Below are 17,263 nucleotides of genomic sequence, written 5' to 3' on the forward strand. Positions count from 1 at the left end.
GGTCGCGCTCGCGGACGGCGGCACCTTCTACGACGGGAGGACGAGCGTGAACGACATATCGGCTCCATCCGGTGATCCGGCCACCACCACGAAGCCGGGAATGCCGGCCTGGGCGAAGAAGACGATCTGGGTGGCGGTGATCGTCGCGGCACTCGTGATCGCCTACTTCGTTCTGGCCGCGTTCCTGCCGCGCTGGTGGTCACAGCGCGTCGCATCGCTCGCGGACGGAAGCTTCGGCCGAGGTATCGCCTGGGGACTGCTGTACGGGGTGGTGTGCACCGCGGTGCCACTGCTGCTCTTCGCCCTCGCCTGGCGGTCCCGGCGACGGACACACGCCAAGATATGGGTGCTCGCGAGCCTGGTCCTCGGTGTCGTCGTCGCGATTCCGAACCTCCTCACCCTGACCGTGGTCCTCGGCGGCAGCAGCGCGGCACACGCCGGTGAACGCACCCTCGACGTATCGGCACCCGGCTTCCGCGGCGCGTCCCTGTGGGGCGCGATCATCGGCGTCGCCCTGTTCGCGGTGGCCGTCTTCCTGCAACGCCGCTACCGCAAACGCGGAGAGGAAGTGACGCGACTGCGCAACGACCTGCACCAGCGCGAACCCGAGTCGCCCGGCGAGTCACCCGCACCGGAGATCTGACCCGACCACCGCGAACACGCCTGACGGGGGCGTGGTTTCCGTGCGCGAACCGATCCCACTAGACTGCTCGCCGCACGTACTTCTCGCCCCTATAGCTCAGTTGGTAGAGCTACGGACTTTTAATCCGCAGGTCGTAGGTTCGAGCCCTACTGGGGGCACGTGCAGGCGGTGGATTCCGCCGCAGCGCAGCGGCCCGCTCCGAATTCGGAGCGGGCCGCTGTCGTTCGTCCGGTGTGAGGATTTTCCTACGAGCCGAAGCGGGGGCCCAGGGAGCCGGTGGACGATCCCGCGGCCGACCCGGTGGCCGGACGCCACGGCCCGCGGATCGCGAGGGTGATGCCGGGTGACTGGATGTTGGCGTAGAGGGTGGTGCCGTCGGCGCTGAACGCGGGTCCGCAGAATTCGCTGTCGTTCAGTTCGTTCCGGGCGACGGAGAACGGTTCGCCGCTCTCGGTCACACCGATCAGGTGGCTGATGCCGTCGCCGTCCTCGGCGAGGATCAGGCCGCCGTGCGGTGACACGGTGATGTTGTCGGGGCCGTCGTAGTTGCCGGTGTCCACGGACGGGTCCGGGTTCACGCCGAACAGGGTTTTCAGTTCGACGGTCTCGGTGGCCGGGTCGTAGAACCACACCTGCCCGTCGTGTTCGGCCACGCTGCCGTCGCTGGTACGGGCGAAGCTGGCGACGAAGTATGCGCCGCCGTCGCCCCACCACTGGCCTTCGAGTTTGCGGCTGCGGGTGACCTGGTCGTTCGTGAACTGCTTGCGCACCGAGGTGGTCTTGGCGTCGCGGTCGGGGACGTCGATCCACTGCACGGTGTACGTGACCCCCGGTGTGGCGGCCTGGGCGAGATCGGGCACGTGGGTGCCGTCCTGGAAGCACGTCATCGCCTGCAGGCTGCCGGCGGTGTCGCCGCCCGGCGACTGCGCGAGCGCGTGGAACGCCCCCGGGCCGCCGACGAAGCCCTGCGGCGGCGTCCACCGGTAGAACAGGCCGTTGGGGCTACCGGCGTCCTCGGTGAGGTAGACGACGCTCGACGCCGGGTCGACGGCGACCGCTTCGTGTGCGTAGCGGCCGAGGAACTTCAGCGGGATCGGGCTCTTGTCGATGTTGGCGGCCGGGCCGGCGGGGTCGACTTCGAAGACGTAGCCGTGATCGAGGGCGAATCCTTTCGAGCCGGCTCGGGCCTCGGTCTCCTCGCACGTGAGCCAGGTGCCCCACGGAGTGATGCCGCCGGCGCAGTTGTTGACGGTGCCGGCGACGCTCACGTACTGCTCCCGGCGGGTGCCGTCCGGGCCGATCGTGGTCGTGGTGGTGCCGCCGCGGGCACCCGGATCGTAGGTGAGGCCGTCGACGACCGGGACGCCGAACGGTTCGTCGCCGCCGACCTCGTGGTTGGTGACGAGTGCGGTGCCGGCGGCGGTCGCGAACACACCGTTCGCGTCGGGGTCGCTGGGGAACGCCGCGCCGCCGTCGAGTGTGGTTTCGCCGGAACGGGATACGACGGTGTACGAGAAGCCTGCCGGCAGGGCGAGGAGTCCGGCGGGGTCGGGAACGAGGGGCCCGTAGCCGACGGTGCCGGCCGGCGCGGCGGACGCGGGGCCGGTCCGGAACAGGGTGCCGACGCTGCCGGCGAGGGTGACTCCGAGGCCCACGAGGGCGGTGCGGCCGATGAAGGCGCGGCGGTCGAACGGTGTGCTGGTCACGGTAGCGGTACCTCCGGTGGACGGGTGAGGACGCGAGGACGGTAGGCCGGGAACCGCAACGCGGCGACGACGCCGGATGGCCGGTCCGTGAAGTGGACACGAAGTTCACGCGTCGCTGCCGGATCGGCGGGTGTGAACCATGATCGGACGGGTGAGCGATGTGACGAAGCAGGGGAGCGGCCCTTCCGGCGAGGTGGCCCCCGCCGCGACGGTCGCCCGACCTGCGTGTGCTCGCGCCACTGCTCGGGGGCACGGTGGAGGTGCATCCTCTGGCGATCGAGAATGCCGCGGAGGGCAGTACCCGGCCCCGGCTGGTGCGCTATCGCGATCACAGCCTGCTGCAGGCGCGGGCGGTCCGGATCGACCGGGCGAGTGGGGAACTCGCGTCGACGCGGGTGGAGACGTTCATCCTGGACCGAGCGTTGATCACGATTCGCTCCGACGACGGGTTTCCGCTCGATCCGTTGCTCGAGGACTGGGACGATCTCGGCACGCTCGGCGAGCACGGCATCGGGTTGCTCGTGCACACGTTGCTGGACCGGTTGGTCGACGGCTTCTTCGAGGTTCTCGACGACCGCATCCAGGACCTCGAGGACGCGTTGTTCGAGGAGTCCGCGCCGACCCGGAACGCACGCGGCGTACGCCGAGATCGTGCCGTACTACCAGGACGTGTACGACCACGCGTTGCGGGCGACGGAGCGGATCGACGGACTGCGGGACACGATCGAGTCGATCCTGGCGACGAGCCTCGCGATGCAGGGCAATGCGTTGAACGAGATCATGAAGAAGCTCACCGCGTGGGCGGCGATCATCGCCATCCCGACGGGGGTGACCGGGTATTTCGGGCAGAACGTGCCGTTTCCCGGTTTTTCTCAGCCGTCGGGTTTCTGGTTGAGCGCGATCGTCCTGGTGGGGCTCGCGTGCGGATTGTGGATCGGCTTCCGGCGTCGTGGCTGGATCTGAGCGGGTGCTGCACGGGAATGGGTGGCTCGGGTGTGCACCCCCCTGTGGTACACCCGAGCCGCCGCAAAGAATACCACTCGGTGTGTTTCGGTGGGGCGGGTCGGAGAGCCCTCGTGGTGACGTTTCGGGTGACCGGACAAGCGGACTAGTCTGATTGTCGAGCGGGGAGTCGGCCGAGACCATCGGCCGGAATCACGGCTTTCGGAGGCGATCAGCGCAATGGCACGTCAACAAGAGCGTGCGCGGCGAACCCGCGCCGCGATCGTGGAAGCGGCCGCAGTGGAGTTCGGTAAGCACGGATATGCGGCAGCGTCGGTGAATGCGATCCTCGAGGGCTCGCACGCAACCAAGGGTGCGATGTACTTCCACTTCGAGTCGAAGGAGGAACTCGGGCGTGCGGTGCTCGTCGCGGCGCTCGAGAAATTCAGAGCGGTCGCCGATCGGTGGATCGACCGCAGCGACCTCGACGCATTCCAGATCCTGCACGGTCTCGTCGACGAGGTGGCGCAGATGTTCCTGACCGATCCGATCGTGCAGGCCGAGTTCCGGCTCATCATCGAGCCCGAGTTCTACCCGGACGTGCAGAACGGTGGCGCGCAGGTGTGGGGGACGTCGGCGCGGGATCTGGTGCATCGGGCCGTGCAGGACGGGTTGGTGCGCGACGGTGTCGACGCCGACAAGGTGACCAGGGTGCTGGCGGCGAGTCTCGCCGGTCAGCGGTACATGGCCGATCTCACCGCGAAGCAGGTCGATCTGCGGGCCCGGTTCGAGGAGTCTCTCGAGGTGCTCCTCGCGGGTGTCGCCACCGACGAGTGGCTCGAGGCGTGGCGGCGGGACGGCTGGCCGGAGGAGCCCTCGGAAGCCGCGGAATCCGTGGAGGCGGAGTCGGCCGGCGGCGAGTAGGGGTACTACTGCGGAAATATGAGTGCTGAACTGCCGATTTGTGGTTTCCGAAAGAGGTGCCCTAAGCTATCCACGCTCCCAACGGAACGCCGTTGAGGGTACTGGCTGGAGTGATCCGGCGGGCCCCCTTCGTCTAGCGGCCTAGGACGCCGCCCTTTCAAGGCGGTAGCGCGGGTTCGAATCCCGTAGGGGGTACGCTTCTCTCGCGAGAAGCGAACGTACAGTTGAATAGCAGTACAGTATGGCCCTGTGGCGCAGTTGGTTAGCGCGCCGCCCTGTCACGGCGGAGGTCGCGGGTTCGAGTCCCGTCAGGGTCGCTCAGCTTCACCGGAAACGGTGTGGCGCGATAGGCATTCGGTTCGGGTGCCGCCCGGCCAGGTAGCTCAGTTGGTACGAGCGTCCGCCTGAAAAGCGGAAGGTCGCCGGTTCGATCCCGGCCCTGGCCACCACGGGAAGCCTTCGGGTTTCCGTGAGAGCAATACAGTTTCACGAGCAGTACGGTTCCACAAGCAGTACCCAGTTTCATGCAGTACAGCATGGCCCTGTGGCGCAGTTGGTTAGCGCGCCGCCCTGTCACGGCGGAGGTCGCGGGTTCGAGTCCCGTCAGGGTCGCTCTATCGTTCCGGAAACGGGACGATGCGACGACATTCGGTTCGGGTTTTTCCGGCCAGGTAGCTCAGTTGGTACGAGCGTCCGCCTGAAAAGCGGAAGGTCGCCGGTTCGATCCCGGCCCTGGCCACCACTTTTCCGCGGTTCTCACATCTTCTTCCTGCGCCCGTCCGGCGTCATCGTCCGTCCAGTCGGGACGAGATCATCTTCGTGGCCGTGGCAATCATCGGAAGCGTGCCGCGCAGTCGCGCGATCGGGACCCGGCCGCGCAGCGACAGGCAACTGAACTGGACGTGATCGTCCTCGCCCGAGCACAGGGCCGCTGCCGTCGACCCGACACCCCGCGAATCCGTCTCCCACGTCCGGCCGCTGCGGGTTCGGATCTGTGCGAGCTGCGCATGCAGCCGAGCGAGCGCGTCCGCGGACAGCACACCGCTGTACAGGGCGTCGACCTGCTCGGGGGGCTGCAGTGCCAGCATGGCCCTGCCCTCGGTGGACAGATCGGCGCGGGAACGCCCGCCGACTCGCGTGGCGATCGTGTCGGCGCAGCGACCGCCGACCTTGTCCAGCCACACGACGTCGCGTCCGTCGAGAACGGACAAGTGCGCGATCAGCCGGGTGCGCAGATGCATCTGGTGCAGGTGTGGTGCGGCGGCCTCGCGGAGTTCGTCTCGTTCGTTGCTGCTACCCAGCGCGATCGATCGGCGGCCGAGGCGGTATCCGGACCTGCTGTGGCGCAGCCAGTCGAGTTCGGTGAGCTGATCGAGAATTCGATGGGTCGACGACCGGGGGATCCGGGTGAGCTGCACCAGGTCCTCGGCGGTGAGGCGGGTGCCGGCACCGTCGAACTGATCGAGGATCAGGGTGATGCGCTCGGCCATGGACGGGGGCGCGGTGGTGTCGTTCACGACTTCGTGGTTGTCGATGACGGTCACCGGGCCTCCTGTCTCGGTACGGTCATGGCCGTTCCTCAAGATTTATACCTACGGTGCCGTCGCCACGACAACTGCCGGCGGGCGGTTTCGGCGGGCCGTTCGCCCCACCGTCGGTGACCGCCGCGGATTCGGGCGTGGTAATGGAACAGATTCCACAACTGGGAAGATCGCATACCGTTCCTGTATCTACTGGTGGAAGCGTTGTCTGAGAGTCTTTCCTTCGACGTGATCGACAAAATCTGTACCCTGTTCTAGTCTCGGATCGTTCATGATCGTGCGGCCGCGGAACTGCTCCTGGCTGGGATAGGGGGCCTTCATGCGGAATCGTCGGGTATCGGACGTGCACGACGCTGTCGAGGCACTGCTTCCCGAACTGCGGGGACGTGCCCGCGACACCGAGGACGCCCGGCAGGTGGCGCCCGAGACGATGCGGGCCCTCACCGAGACGGGTCTGTTCACGCTGCTGCAGCCGCACCGGTACGGCGGCCTCGAGGCCGACCCGGTCGACTTCTATGCCGCTGCCCGCCGGCTCGCGAGCGCGTGCGGGTCCACCGGATGGGTGGCGTCGGTTCTGGGCGTCCACCCGTGGCATCTTGCGTTGTTCGACGACCGGGCGCAGCAGGACGTGTGGGGTGAGGATCCGGGCACCCTGCTGTCGTCGGCGTACGCGCCTATGGGGCGGGCCGTCGCCTCGGACGGCGGCTATTTCTTCTCCGGCCGGTGGAGTTACTCGTCGGGGGTCGCACACGTCGGATGGGTGCTGGTCGGGGGATTCGTCGTCGACGACGCCGGCGACCCGATCGACTTCCGTACGTTCCTGATCCCGGCCCGCGACTATCGGGTCGACGACGTGTGGGACACCGTCGGCCTGCGTGGTACCGGCAGCAACGACGTCGTCGTCGAGGACGCGTTCGTGCCCGAGCACCGCACACTCAGTTTTGCCGCGACGGTCCAGTGCCGGTGCCCCGGCAAGCAGATCAATTCGTCTGCGCTGTACCGGCTCCCGTTCTCCGCGGTGTTCTCGACTGCGATCGCGACTCCGCTCGTCGGGATGGCAGACGGCGCGTACACGGCCTTCGTCGACCAGCAGGCGGCCCGGCGGGAGTCGAATGCGCTGCGCGTTCCCGACGATCCGTTCATGCATGCGGCGCTCGCCGAGTCCGCGCGCGACATCGATCTCGCCTGGATGCAGCTCCGCGCGAACCTCGATGCGCTACGGGAGACGGCGGAGACCGGGGAGCGGATTCCACTGTCGCTGCGGATCAGGACGCGCCGCGACCAGGTGGGGGCGTCCGGTCTGGCGGTCGCGGCGATCGACCGCCTGTTCGATTTCGCGGGCGGTGCAGGTTTGCGCAGCAACGCACCGCTGCAACGATTCTGGCGGGACGCTCATGCGGGCCGCGCCCACGTGATCAACGACCCGCACCAGGCGCTCACCCTGTCCGGTCGCAGTGCGCTCGGCTACGACGTCCGCGACGCATGGGTGTGACGGTCCATCGCTGGCCCCTCGACGAGGAGACGAGAACATGAAGCCGCACAACGAGATCGAACACTGGGACGGCGAGGCGGACGTCGTGGTCGTCGGCTTCGGTGCGGCCGGTGCCAGTGCCGCGATCGAGGCGGCGGACCGGGGCGCGCAGGTACTCGTCGTCGAACGTTTCGACGGGGGCGGTGCCACCGCGATCAGTGGCGGCATCTACTACGCGGGCGGGGGGACGGCGCAGCAGAAGGAAGCGGGGATCGACTACGACACCCCGCGGGCGATGTTCGACTACCTGAAGCTCGAGACGAACGGTGTGGTGTCCGACGAACTCCTCGACGACTTCTGCGCGCGCAGTATCGAGAACCTGCAGTGGCTCGAGTCGCTGGGGGTGCCGTTCGAGGGCAGCATGGCGCCGCGCAAGACGTCGTATCCCACCAACGACTACTACCTGTACTACTCGGGCAACGAGCTGGCGCCGCCGTACAAGGACGCGGCGAAGCCGGCGCCGCGCGGGCACCGCACGAAGGGGCGGGGGACCTCGGGCAAGGTGTTCTTCGCCGCGCTCGAGAAGGCGGCCGCGAAGCGTCGGATCGACGTGCGCCGGCAGACCACCGTGACGTCGCTGATCACCGACGATGCGGGCGCCGTGATCGGAATCGAGTGCCGCGAGGTGGATCCGCGGGCGATCGTGCTGCGCCGGCTGCACCGCGTGCTGGGGTCGGCCAACCGCAAGTTCAACCTCTACTATCGGCCGATCGGCCGCCTCATGGACGGGCCGATCCGGCGCATCGAGGACGGGCATACGGTGGTGCGCCGGTACCGGGCCCGCAAGGGCGTCGTCCTGGCGGCCGGTGGTTTCGTGTTCGACCGGCAGATGCTCGCCGAGCACGCCCCCCGCTACCTGAACGGCACCGGGCTCGGCACGATCGGCGACGACGGCAGCGGAATCCGCTTGGGGCAGTCCGTCGGTGGCGCCACCGACCGCATGGACCGGGTGTCGGCGTGGCGTTTCTTCAACCCGCCCATCGTGATGACCGAGGGTGTGCTCGTCAACAAGCAGGGTGCCCGCATCTGCAACGAGACGTTGTACGGCGCGAAGATCGGCGAGCACATCGCCGACCAGACCGACGTGGCCGCGTACCTGGTCATCGATTCACGGATGCTCGCCGACGCGAAACGGCAAGTACCCGAACAGACCCTGTGGTTCCAGCGACTGCAGACCACCTACCTGTTCAGCGTCGGACACAAGAAGGGCGCGACCGCCGAGGAACTGGCCCGCCGCACGGGTATCGACCCGGCGGGCCTGGCCCGGACACTCGAGCAGTACAACGCGGACCGGCGGGACGGCCGCCCCGATGCCATGGGCAAGGACCCCGCGCACGTCACCCCGCTCGTCGACGGCCCGTTCTATGCGATCGACTGCTCCATCAAGATCCAGGCCGGGTTCCCGTGCCCGGTGCTCACCCTCGGTGGCCTCACCGTCGACGAGTGGACCGGTGCGGTCACCGATCCCGGTGGTGCCGCGGTGCCGGGACTGTACGCGGCCGGACGCAACGCCGTCGGAATCTGCTCGGAGTCGTACGTCAGCGGGCTGTCGATCGCGGACTGTGTCTATTCGGGGCGCCGGGCGGGGGCCGTCGTCGCGGAGGCCGACGACGTCGCGTAGCCTCCGGACATGTGTCTGGTCATTACGAATCCACCCGTCGCCGTCTGACTGCCAAGCAGGCGGAGACGGTGTCCCGGCTCACCCACTGTGCGGTCGAGGTACTCCGGGAGAAGGGGTTCGCCGGGCTGACCGTGCGTCTCGTCGCGGCGCAGGCGGGAGTGGCGTCCGCGACGGCGTACACCTATTTTTCGTCGAAGGAGCACCTCGTCGCCGAGGTGTTCTGGCGCCGGTTGTCGGCGATGCCGGAAGACACTCGGACCGGGGAGGACCGCACCACCTGTGTGGTGACCGTGCTGCGCAGTGTCGCCCTGCTGGTGTCGGACGAGCCGCAGCTCGCGTCCGCGGTCACGACCGCACTGCTCGGTCGTGACCCCGACGTCGAGCATCTGCGGATGCGGATCGGTATCGAGATCCGCAAGCGTCTCATCACGGCGCTGGGAACGGTGTCCGAGGACGATCAGGATCTGCTCGAGGGGCTCGAGATGTTGTACGCGGGCGCGTTGCTGCGCGCCGGGATGGGGTACGACTCGTACTTGACCATCGCGGACCGGCTCGAGTCGGCTGCGCGGCTGATGCTGGCGTGAGCTGGGGCGTCAGACGGTGTAGCCGCCGTCGACGTTCAGTTTCTGCCCGGTGACGAAGCCGGCCTTGTCGCTCGCCAGGAAGCACACGGCTTCGGCGATGTCGACGGCGGTGCCGAAGCGCCGCAACGGAATCCGGCTCATCGTGACGTCCAGTGCCTGCTGGTCGAGTTCCTGGGAGTCGATCAGGCGTTCGGCCATACCGTCGGTGAGCATGCCCGGACCGACCGCGTTGAACCGCACCCCGAACCGGCCCTCCTCGGCGGCGAATCCACGCACCAGTGCCTCCACGGCGCCCTTGGTTCCGGCGGACAGGCCGTCCCGGACCGGGTAACGGTCGGTGGCCGCGGTCGTCACGGCGACGACCGACCCGGACGCGGCCCGCAGTGCCGGGAGACACGCGTGCACGAGGGTGAAGAACGCTGTCGCCTCGTCGTTCAACTGCCGTGCGTACGTGGACGGTTCGACCCGGGACAGGTGCACCATCGGGACGTGCGGGCCGGCGGCGTGCACGAGCACCGACAGGCCGCCGAAGTCGCGGACGGTGGCAGCTGCGAGCGCGGCCGTCGCCTCGGGGTCGCACAGGTCCACCGCGTGCGCCGCGCCGCGCACCCCGGTCTCCTCGATCTCGGCGACCAGTTTCGTGGCGGCCGCGGCATTCGATCGGTAGGTCAGCACCACGTCGTGGCCCTGCGCGGCGAGTTGCCGCACGATCGCGGCACCGATGCCGCCGGTCCCGCCGGTGACGAGGGCGGTGGACGGCGTCGGGTTCTGAGACGGACTGCTCATGCTGTACTCCCATGGGCGATCGAGGATTTCGTCGAAACCTAGCAGTTGCTTGGTCGATGCGACAGGGGTCGGTTCACCCAGCGGGAGGAGGCGTCAGCCGTCGCCGGCTCTCGAACCGGCGGTGCTCGCCGGTGAACGGGTCGTCGAACGCGATGCTGCGGGCGAGCAGTTGCAGCGGCGCTCGGTAGTCGTCGGGTGCGACGTCGCGGACGACGGGGTAGAAGTTGTCCCCGAGGATCGGGACGCCCAGCGAACTCATGTGCAGCCGCAGCTGGTGCGTCTTGCCGGTGCGTGGCGAGAGCCGGTAGCGGCCGATGGTGCCGTCGATCGTCTCGAGAAGCTCGATCCGGCTCTCCGCATTGGGTTCTCCTGATACCTCGCGGGCCTGTAGGACGCCGCGCTCCTTGACGATGCGGCTGCGGACCGTGCGCGGGAGCGACAGTGTCGGATCGTGTGGTGCGAGGGCCTCGTACACCTTGGTGACGAGTCGGGCGTCGAACAGGGACTGGTAGGCGCGGCGGACCGGCGGGCGGACGGTGAAGATCAGCACGCCCGCGGTCACCCGGTCCAGCCGGTGCGCGGGCACCAGCTCGGGGAGGTCGAGGTCGCGTCGCAACCGCACCAGCGCCGATTCGGCGACGTACGCGCCGCGCGGCGTGGTCGCGAGGAAGTGCGGCTTGTCGACGACGAGGAGATTCTCGTCGCGGTACAGGACGTCGATCTCGAACGGCACCCGCTTCTCCACCGGCGGATCCCGGTACAGGTACAGGAAGCCGTGCGGCCGGAACGGGGACGTGGCGTCGATCGGGGTGCCGTGTTCGTCGACGACCTCACCGCTCTCGACCTTCTCGCGCAGTCGGACGGTGTCGGTGGGGAAGCGGTCGAGAAGGTAGGCGAGTGCGGTGGGCCACATCCCGGCCCGGGGGAGGCGCAGCCGGGTGGGGTTGAGTCCGTCACGGACGGGCAGCGGGGCGGTGGGCACGGTTCGACGGTACCGGGCCGTCCTGTCCCGAATCGTGCTGGTCCGCGGCATCCGGCCCGGGTAGCACGAAAATAGTGAAAATGCGGAATTCCTCATAGAACTCTCATGATCGAATATCTCGAGACATTCGACACACCTTTGTCGGCTAACGCTCGACGTGGAGTCCGAGATGACACCGGTGATCGTTTTGTCCGAAGCGCAGTCGGCGCGTTCCATGAGGAATGGGAAGAAATCTCGATGGAGTTCGTACGGGAAGGGTGGGGGAAGAACAGGGGGGTCGTGGCGCGGGTGCTGGTGACCGTGCTGACGGTGCTGATCACGCTGGTCGCGGCGCCGCTCGCCGCTGCCGAGGCACCGGGAACGCGGGCCGTCCCGCGCGGTGGCTACGACGAGTTGTGGGTGCCGTCGTCGATGGGGGACATCAAGGTGCAGGTCCAGTGGGCGTCGCGCGGCGGCAGCGCATCGCTGTATCTGCTCGACGGAATGCGTGCCCGCAACGACCGTAATGCGTGGAGTTTCGAGACGAATGCCATGCAGCAGTTCGCGCTCGACAACGTCACACTGGTGATGCCGGTCGGTGGGGAATCGAGTTTCTATTCCGACTGGTACAACCCCAGTAATTTCAATGCGCAGCCGTACACGTACAAATGGGAGACGTTCCTGACCCGCGACCTACCGGACCACCTGTCGCGGTACGGCGTGGACCGGACGAACACCGGCGTCGTGGGTATCTCGATGGGCGGTACCGCGGCCATGACCCTCGCCGCGTACCACCGCGACCAGTTCCGGTTCGCCGGATCGTTCTCCGGCTATCTGCACACCACCGCGCCCGGTATGCGTACCGCGATCCGGCTCGCGATGCTCGACGCGGGCCGCTACAACGCCGACTCGATGTGGGGTTTCCCATGGGATCCGGCGTGGCTGCGCAACGATCCGTTCGTGTCGGCGCCGCAACTGCAGGGGATGTCGCTGTACGTGTCGTCCGGCAACGGGCTTCCCGGCATGTACGACCGTCCGAACGACGTCACCGGGTACTGGAACACGGCGATGGGGATGGGGCTCGAATTCCTGTCGATGGTGACGTCGCGGGCGTTCCAGGTCCGGGCCGCGACGCTCGGCCTGCCCGTCACGTTCCGGTTCAACGGCAGCGGAATCCATTCGTGGCCGTACTGGTCCGGGGAACTGTGGCAGGCCCGCCCGCAGATCCTCGACGCCCTGAACGCGTGGTGACGCCGCCTCTGTGACGATCTCTGCTCTGCGACACGGGTTTTCCGTAGTGTTGTGGTCATGACCACATGGACGGCAGGGGACATCGTCGATCAACAGGGCCGTACGTTCGTCGTGACCGGCGCCAACAGCGGTCTCGGGGCCGAGGCGGCGACGGCACTCGTACGGGCCGGGGCCCACGTGATCCTCGCGTGCCGCGACGTCGGCAAGGGCCGGGACGTCGCGGCACGACTGGGGGAGCGCGCCGAGGTGCGCCGCCTCGATCTCGCGGATCTCGCGTCGGTGCGGGAGTTCGCGGACTCCGTCGACGCGGTCGACGTGCTCGTCGACAACGCCGGCGTCATGGCGGTTCCGTTGCGGCGCACCGTCGACGGCTTCGAGATGCAGATCGGTACCAACCACCTGGGCCACTTCGCGCTCACCGGTCTGCTGCTCGGGAAGATCCGCGACCGGGTCGTGACGATGTCGAGTGCGATGCACCAGATCGGCACCATCGATCTCGCCGACCTGAACTGGCAGCACCGACGCTACGGGCGCTGGCGGGCCTACGGACAGTCGAAGCTCGCGAACCTGCTGTTCGCGTACGAGTTGCAGCGTCGGCTGACGGCGGCAGGCTCGGCGGTTCGGTCCCTCGCCGCCCATCCCGGATACGCGTCGACCAACCTGCAGTCGCACACCGAATCGATCTCCAGCCGGATCATGGCGCTCGCCAACCCGGTCATCGCGCAGTCGGCGGAGATGGGTGCCCTGCCGATGTTGTACGCCGCCACCGTCCCCGACGTCACCGGCGGCAGCTACTACGGGCCGGCGTCCCTGTTCGGCACCCGCGGCTATCCGACGCGGGTGTCGTCGAACCGGAAGTCGCACGACGACACCGTTGCGCGAGAATTGTGGGCGTTGTCGGAACGACTCACCGGCATCACCTACGACTTCGGAGGCTGACCGCCTTGGCGATCGAGCGACTCAACCACGCCGTCCTGTTCGTGTCCGACCTGCAGCGCAGTCTGGCGTTCTACCAGGATGTGCTCGGGTTCAAGGCATTGCCGGGCGGATTCCCGGGTGCGGCGTTCCTGCAGGCGCCGGATTCGGCGAACGACCACGACCTGGGCCTGTTCCAGAGCCCGAACCCGACCAGTCGGGTGACGCCGGGCAACGTCGGGCTCTACCACCTGGCCTGGGAGGTCGACACGCTCGGCGCGCTCGCCGACATGCGGGATCGGCTCGTCGCGGCGAACGCGCTGACCGGCGCGAGCAACCACTGCTCCACCAAGGCGCTGTACGGGGCCGACCCGGACGGCATCGAGTTCGAGGTGTGCTGGCTGGTGCCGGATGCCCTCGCGATCGACGAGCTCGTGCCCGCGCAGCCGCCGACGCGTCCGCTCGACATCGCGGCGGAGATCGCCCGCTACGGCGCCGACACCCACGGTGGTCCGCGTACCGACCGGCATCTGTGGGAGCGGGTGCACGCGGCCCGCGCACAGCTCCGCGGCTGACCGTCCCTGCACCTGTACCTCCCCCTCGCGTCCGGGGGTGCCCCTCGAATCTCCCCGGGCACCTTCGGGTGTGACGACCATCACCATCGAGGGTCGGGAATTGAATCTCCTCCAGGCATGTTCCATGAGTCAGTAAGACTCAACTTTGGAGGAGGCTGCGAATGCCGGCATTCTTCGGGCCCGAGGGGCCCGGGCGCATCGATATCACCCGTCTCATGAGCAACGACACACAGCAGCTCATGGCGGAGGCCGCGCAGTTCGCGGCCGGCCGGGGTGACACGGGCCTGGACGCACTGCACATCCTGCACGTGGCCGCGGTCAAGGACCCGGTGCGCGACATGGTCAAGCGAGTGGGCGGGGACCCGGAGGCGATCTCGAGGGACGCGGAGGCGCACCTGCCCCGTGGGCGGGAGGCCGTCTCGACCTCTCCGACGGTCACGGCCGCCGGACGTCGGGCGTTGCTCGACGCGCATCAGATCGCGCGAGCACTCGGTTCGACGTACATCGACCCCGAACACATTTTCCTGTCGCTGGTCTCGAACGGGGACTCGACGACCGGCCGCATCCTCGCTTCCGCCGGCGTCACCCCGGAGTCGATGCAGTCCGCGGTCAACGCGAGCCCTGTGGAGCCGCAGCAGGAGTCGGCCACACCGACACTCGACAAGTACGGCACGGACCTGACCGAACGGGCCCGCTCCGGCGGCGTCGACCCGGTCATCGGACGCGGCGACGAGATCGAGCAGGCCATCGAGATCCTGGCCCGCCGCACCAAGAACAATCCGGTGCTGGTCGGTGAAGCCGGCGTCGGCAAGACCGCCGTCGTCGAAGGCCTGGCGCAGCGCATCGTGGACGGAGACGTCCCGGATGTGCTGGCGGACAAGAAGATCGTCCAGCTGGACCTGGCCGGAATGCTGTCCGGAACCCGCTACCGCGGCGACTTCGAGGAACGGCTGACCAAGGCGGTCGACGAGATCGTCGCGCAGGACGGCCGGCTCATCGTGTTCATCGACGAACTGCACACCATCGTGGGTGCGGGCGCCGGAGGCGAGGGTGCGATGGATGCCGGAAACATCCTCAAGCCCAAGCTGGCTCGCGGCGACCTGCGGATCGTGGGGGCGACCACGCTCGACGAGTACCGCAAGCACATCGAGAAGGACCCTGCGCTGGAGCGGCGGTTCCAGCCGGTGACCGTGAACGAGCCGAGCCAGGAGGACGCCAAGGCGATCCTGTCCGGTCTGCGCGAGCGGTACGAGGATCACCACCGCGTCAGCTACACCGACGCGGCGATCGCGGCTGCCGTCGAACTGTCGTCGCGGTACATCGCCGATCGGTACCTGCCGGACAAGGCGATCGACCTGCTCGACCAGGCAGGTGCGCGGAAGCGCTTGCAGCTCGGGGCATCCGATCCGGACGCCAAGGCGCTGCAACAGCGGATCGCACGGCTCGAGAAGTTCAAGGAAGACGCCGTGTCCGCCGAGGACTACGAGCGGGCATCGCAGCTGCGCGACGAGATCGCGGGAGCCGAGAAGCGGCTCGCCGAGGCTCGCGCGGGCAAGCCTGCGGCAGTCGAGACGCCGGCGGTGACCGCCGAGGACATCGCGGAGATCGTCGCGCGGTCCACGGGGATTCCGGCCAGTCAGATGACGCAGAAGGACAAGGAGCGTCTGCGCCGTCTGGAGGGCGAACTGCACCAGCGGGTCGTCGGCCAGGAGGACGCGGTGAAGGCGATCGCACGAGCAGTGCGGCGCAGCCGGACCGGCATGGGTGACCCCCGTCGTCCGGTCGGCAGCTTCCTGTTCCTCGGTCCGACCGGTGTCGGTAAGACGGAACTGGCGAAGGCGTTGGCGCAGTCGCTGTTCGGCGACGAGAGCAAGATGCTGCGGCTCGACATGAGCGAGTTCGGCGAGCGGCACACCGCGAGCCGGCTGGTCGGGGCGCCTCCGGGTTACGTCGGCTACGGCGAGGCCGGTCAGCTCACCGAACAGGTGCGCCGGAACCCGTACTCGGTGATCCTGCTCGACGAGATCGAGAAGGCGCACCCGGACGTGTTCAACGTGCTGCTGCAGGTGCTCGACGACGGACGGCTGACCGACGGTCAGGGTCGGACGGTGGACTTCAAGAACACCGTCCTGATCATGACCAGCAACCTCGGTTCGGACATCATCTCGAGCAAGGGTGGTGCGCTCGGCTTCACCACCGGTGACGCCGCCGCGGCGGAGAAGCCGTTGCGCGAGAAGGTGATGGGCCGCCTGCGGGAGTCGTTCCGGCCGGAGTTCCTCAACCGGATCGACGAGATCGTGATCTTCCGCAAGCTCGAGACCGAGCAACTGCACCGGATCACCGATCTGCTGCTGGGCGAGAGCCGGGACCGGCTGCGGGCACAGGACATCGACATCGAGTTCACACCCGATGCGGTGGACTGGATCGCCGAGCACGGGCACGAGCCCGAGTTCGGGGCTCGGCCGCTGCGCCGGACCATCGCGCGCGAGGTCGACGACCGGATCGCCGATCTGCTGCTCGACGACGTCCTCGACGCCGGCGGACGGATCACCGTGAAGGTCACCGACGACGAGCTGGATCTCGTCGTCAGCTGACCCAGCCGATACGAAGGGCGGGGCAGGCGAACACGATTCGCCTGCCCCGCCCTTCGACGTGTGCGGTCAGCGCACGCGGAGACCGTCGATGAAGATCGAGGTGATCTCGCGGGCGAAGTCGGAGTTCGACCTGTTCGGTGTTGCCGTGAACCATCGGTTCGTCATCCACACCGCGTCGCGCATGAGCTGGTAGAAGGTGGCGGGATCGACGTCCGAGCGCAGGATCCCGGCGTCGCGCGCCTCGGTGATGCACTGCAGCCACAGGACCGCTGCGAAGTCGCCCTTCTCGGCGAGGCTGGCCTCGTCCATGACGGTGCGCATGTAGCCGGTCTCGATCTGCCAGATCGCGGTGGCGTGCGGATGGTGCTCGGCGGCGTCGATCGCGACCTGCACGAGTGCCTCGAGTCGTTCGATCGGCGGCAGGTTTCGTGCGACGACTTCGGAGCATCGTTCGTGCAGTTCATCCACGTAGACGCGGATGATCTCCGCGACGATCGCGTCCTTGGACGGGAAGTAGTGGTAGAGCGTGCCGGAGTAGACGCCGCACGCCTCGGCGATCTCACGGACCGTGGCCGCGGGTATGCCCTTGGTCGCGAAGATCTCCCCGGAACGCTCGAGGATCTGTTGCCGTCGTTCCTGCGGGTCCATGTGGGTTCTTCCTGTGTCGGAGCCGGATTCGTGGGCGGCCG

15 protein-coding genes, 6 tRNA genes and 1 pseudogene are annotated in these 17,263 nt (G+C 67.9%); 17 read left to right on the top strand and 5 right to left on the bottom strand.

Annotated features, from left to right (window positions below):
- The first annotated feature begins 100 nt into the window (after nt 1–100).
- Nucleotides 101–643, top strand: coding sequence for a hypothetical protein (locus Q5696_RS04275; protein WP_305093983.1), 543 nt, complete (start codon nt 101–103; stop codon nt 641–643).
- A gap of 85 nt (nt 644–728) precedes the next feature.
- Nucleotides 729–801 (top strand) — tRNA-Lys (locus Q5696_RS04280).
- Nucleotides 802–888: 87 nt separating this feature from the next.
- Here Q5696_RS04280 and Q5696_RS04285 read toward each other — a convergent pair.
- Nucleotides 889–2,349 carry an alkaline phosphatase PhoX gene (locus Q5696_RS04285; RefSeq protein WP_305093984.1) on the bottom strand — a complete coding sequence of 487 codons (1,461 nt, stop codon included), beginning with the start codon at nt 2,347–2,349 and terminating at the stop codon, nt 889–891.
- A gap of 260 nt (nt 2,350–2,609) precedes the next feature.
- On the opposite strand from Q5696_RS04285, the pseudogene Q5696_RS04290 reads away from it, so the two are divergent.
- The 8 genes and pseudogenes from Q5696_RS04290 to Q5696_RS04325 form a co-directional block, all read left to right on the top strand.
- Nucleotides 2,610–2,906, top strand: a pseudogene (locus Q5696_RS04290) (CorA family divalent cation transporter); the annotation flags it as partial.
- 94 nt (nt 2,907–3,000) lie between these two features.
- Complete coding sequence (locus Q5696_RS04295) at nt 3,001–3,312, top strand: CorA family divalent cation transporter (protein ID WP_305093985.1); 312 nt, start codon at nt 3,001–3,003, stop codon at nt 3,310–3,312.
- 219 nt (nt 3,313–3,531) lie between these two features.
- Nucleotides 3,532–4,215, top strand: a complete 684-nt coding sequence (locus Q5696_RS04300) for a TetR family transcriptional regulator (RefSeq protein WP_305093986.1) — start codon at nt 3,532–3,534, stop codon at nt 4,213–4,215.
- 122 nt (nt 4,216–4,337) lie between these two features.
- Nucleotides 4,338–4,410 (top strand) — tRNA-Glu (locus tag Q5696_RS04305).
- 48 nt (nt 4,411–4,458) lie between these two features.
- Nucleotides 4,459–4,532, top strand: a tRNA-Asp gene (locus Q5696_RS04310).
- A gap of 55 nt (nt 4,533–4,587) precedes the next feature.
- Nucleotides 4,588–4,664: transfer RNA gene (locus Q5696_RS04315), tRNA-Phe, on the top strand.
- Between the two features lie 89 nt (nt 4,665–4,753).
- A tRNA-Asp gene (locus Q5696_RS04320) sits at nt 4,754–4,827 on the top strand.
- Nucleotides 4,828–4,880: 53 nt separating this feature from the next.
- Nucleotides 4,881–4,957 (top strand) — tRNA-Phe (locus Q5696_RS04325).
- A gap of 43 nt (nt 4,958–5,000) precedes the next feature.
- On the opposite strand, the gene Q5696_RS04330 is transcribed toward Q5696_RS04325, so the two are convergent.
- A complete protein-coding gene (locus Q5696_RS04330; protein WP_305093987.1) occupies nt 5,001–5,759 on the bottom strand; it encodes an IclR family transcriptional regulator in 759 nt (252 codons plus the stop codon).
- Between the two features lie 316 nt (nt 5,760–6,075).
- Here Q5696_RS04330 and hsaA point away from each other — a divergent pair, with 316 nt between their 5' ends.
- Genes hsaA through Q5696_RS04345 form a run of 3 tightly spaced genes read left to right on the top strand, consistent with a single transcriptional unit; the run spans nt 6,076 to nt 9,492 of the window.
- A complete protein-coding gene (gene hsaA / locus Q5696_RS04335; protein ID WP_305093988.1) occupies nt 6,076–7,248 on the top strand; it encodes a 3-hydroxy-9,10-secoandrosta-1,3,5(10)-triene-9,17-dione monooxygenase oxygenase subunit in 1,173 nt (390 codons plus the stop codon).
- Nucleotides 7,249–7,285: 37 nt separating this feature from the next.
- Entirely contained in the window at nt 7,286–8,908 is a 1,623-nt protein-coding gene (locus tag Q5696_RS04340; RefSeq protein WP_305093989.1) for an FAD-binding protein, read from the top strand.
- An 11-nt stretch (nt 8,909–8,919) separates the two neighbouring features.
- Complete coding sequence (locus Q5696_RS04345) at nt 8,920–9,492, top strand: TetR/AcrR family transcriptional regulator (RefSeq protein ID WP_305093990.1); 573 nt, start codon at nt 8,920–8,922, stop codon at nt 9,490–9,492.
- 9 nt (nt 9,493–9,501) lie between these two features.
- Here Q5696_RS04345 and Q5696_RS04350 read toward each other — a convergent pair whose 3' ends face one another.
- A complete protein-coding gene (locus tag Q5696_RS04350; protein WP_305093991.1) occupies nt 9,502–10,278 on the bottom strand; it encodes an SDR family NAD(P)-dependent oxidoreductase in 777 nt (258 codons plus the stop codon).
- Between the two features lie 73 nt (nt 10,279–10,351).
- A complete protein-coding gene (locus tag Q5696_RS04355; RefSeq protein WP_305093992.1) occupies nt 10,352–11,260 on the bottom strand; it encodes an RluA family pseudouridine synthase in 909 nt (302 codons plus the stop codon).
- A gap of 237 nt (nt 11,261–11,497) precedes the next feature.
- Here Q5696_RS04355 and Q5696_RS04360 point away from each other — a divergent pair, with 237 nt between their 5' ends.
- From Q5696_RS04360 to Q5696_RS04375, 4 genes are all read left to right on the top strand, one after another.
- Entirely contained in the window at nt 11,498–12,490 is a 993-nt protein-coding gene (locus tag Q5696_RS04360) for an alpha/beta hydrolase (RefSeq protein WP_305093993.1), read from the top strand.
- Between the two features lie 57 nt (nt 12,491–12,547).
- The gene (locus tag Q5696_RS04365; protein WP_305093994.1) at nt 12,548–13,429 is read left to right on the top strand and encodes an oxidoreductase; all 882 of its coding nucleotides are present in this window, start codon (nt 12,548–12,550) and stop codon (nt 13,427–13,429) included.
- 5 nt (nt 13,430–13,434) lie between these two features.
- Nucleotides 13,435–13,980 (top strand): VOC family protein, encoded by a 546-nt coding sequence (locus Q5696_RS04370; protein ID WP_305093995.1) that lies wholly within the window; start codon nt 13,435–13,437, stop codon nt 13,978–13,980.
- A 161-nt stretch (nt 13,981–14,141) separates the two neighbouring features.
- Nucleotides 14,142–16,574, top strand: coding sequence for an ATP-dependent Clp protease ATP-binding subunit (locus Q5696_RS04375; protein WP_305093996.1), 2,433 nt, complete (start codon nt 14,142–14,144; stop codon nt 16,572–16,574).
- Nucleotides 16,575–16,640: 66 nt separating this feature from the next.
- Here Q5696_RS04375 and Q5696_RS04380 read toward each other — a convergent pair whose 3' ends face one another.
- Nucleotides 16,641–17,222 carry a TetR/AcrR family transcriptional regulator gene (locus Q5696_RS04380; protein WP_305093997.1) on the bottom strand — a complete coding sequence of 194 codons (582 nt, stop codon included), beginning with the start codon at nt 17,220–17,222 and terminating at the stop codon, nt 16,641–16,643.
- Nucleotides 17,223–17,263: the final 41 nt, after the last annotated feature.

The organism is Prescottella sp. R16 (assembly GCF_030656875.1).
Lineage (GTDB): Bacteria > Actinomycetota > Actinomycetes > Mycobacteriales > Mycobacteriaceae > Prescottella.

Coding starts and splice junctions, on each gene's coding strand:
- Q5696_RS04365 (WP_305093994.1), top strand. CDS start 12,548: ATGACCACATGGACGGCAGGGGACATCGTCGATCAACAGGGCCGTACG.
- Q5696_RS04360 (WP_305093993.1), top strand. CDS start 11,498: ATGGAGTTCGTACGGGAAGGGTGGGGGAAGAACAGGGGGGTCGTGGCG.
- Q5696_RS04380 (WP_305093997.1), bottom strand. CDS start 17,222: ATGGACCCGCAGGAACGACGGCAACAGATCCTCGAGCGTTCCGGGGAG.
- Q5696_RS04300 (WP_305093986.1), top strand. CDS start 3,532: ATGGCACGTCAACAAGAGCGTGCGCGGCGAACCCGCGCCGCGATCGTG.
- hsaA (WP_305093988.1), top strand. CDS start 6,076: ATGCGGAATCGTCGGGTATCGGACGTGCACGACGCTGTCGAGGCACTG.
- Q5696_RS04375 (WP_305093996.1), top strand. CDS start 14,142: ATGCCGGCATTCTTCGGGCCCGAGGGGCCCGGGCGCATCGATATCACC.
- Q5696_RS04340 (WP_305093989.1), top strand. CDS start 7,286: ATGAAGCCGCACAACGAGATCGAACACTGGGACGGCGAGGCGGACGTC.
- Q5696_RS04275 (WP_305093983.1), top strand. CDS start 101: ATGCCGGCCTGGGCGAAGAAGACGATCTGGGTGGCGGTGATCGTCGCG.
- Q5696_RS04350 (WP_305093991.1), bottom strand. CDS start 10,278: ATGAGCAGTCCGTCTCAGAACCCGACGCCGTCCACCGCCCTCGTCACC.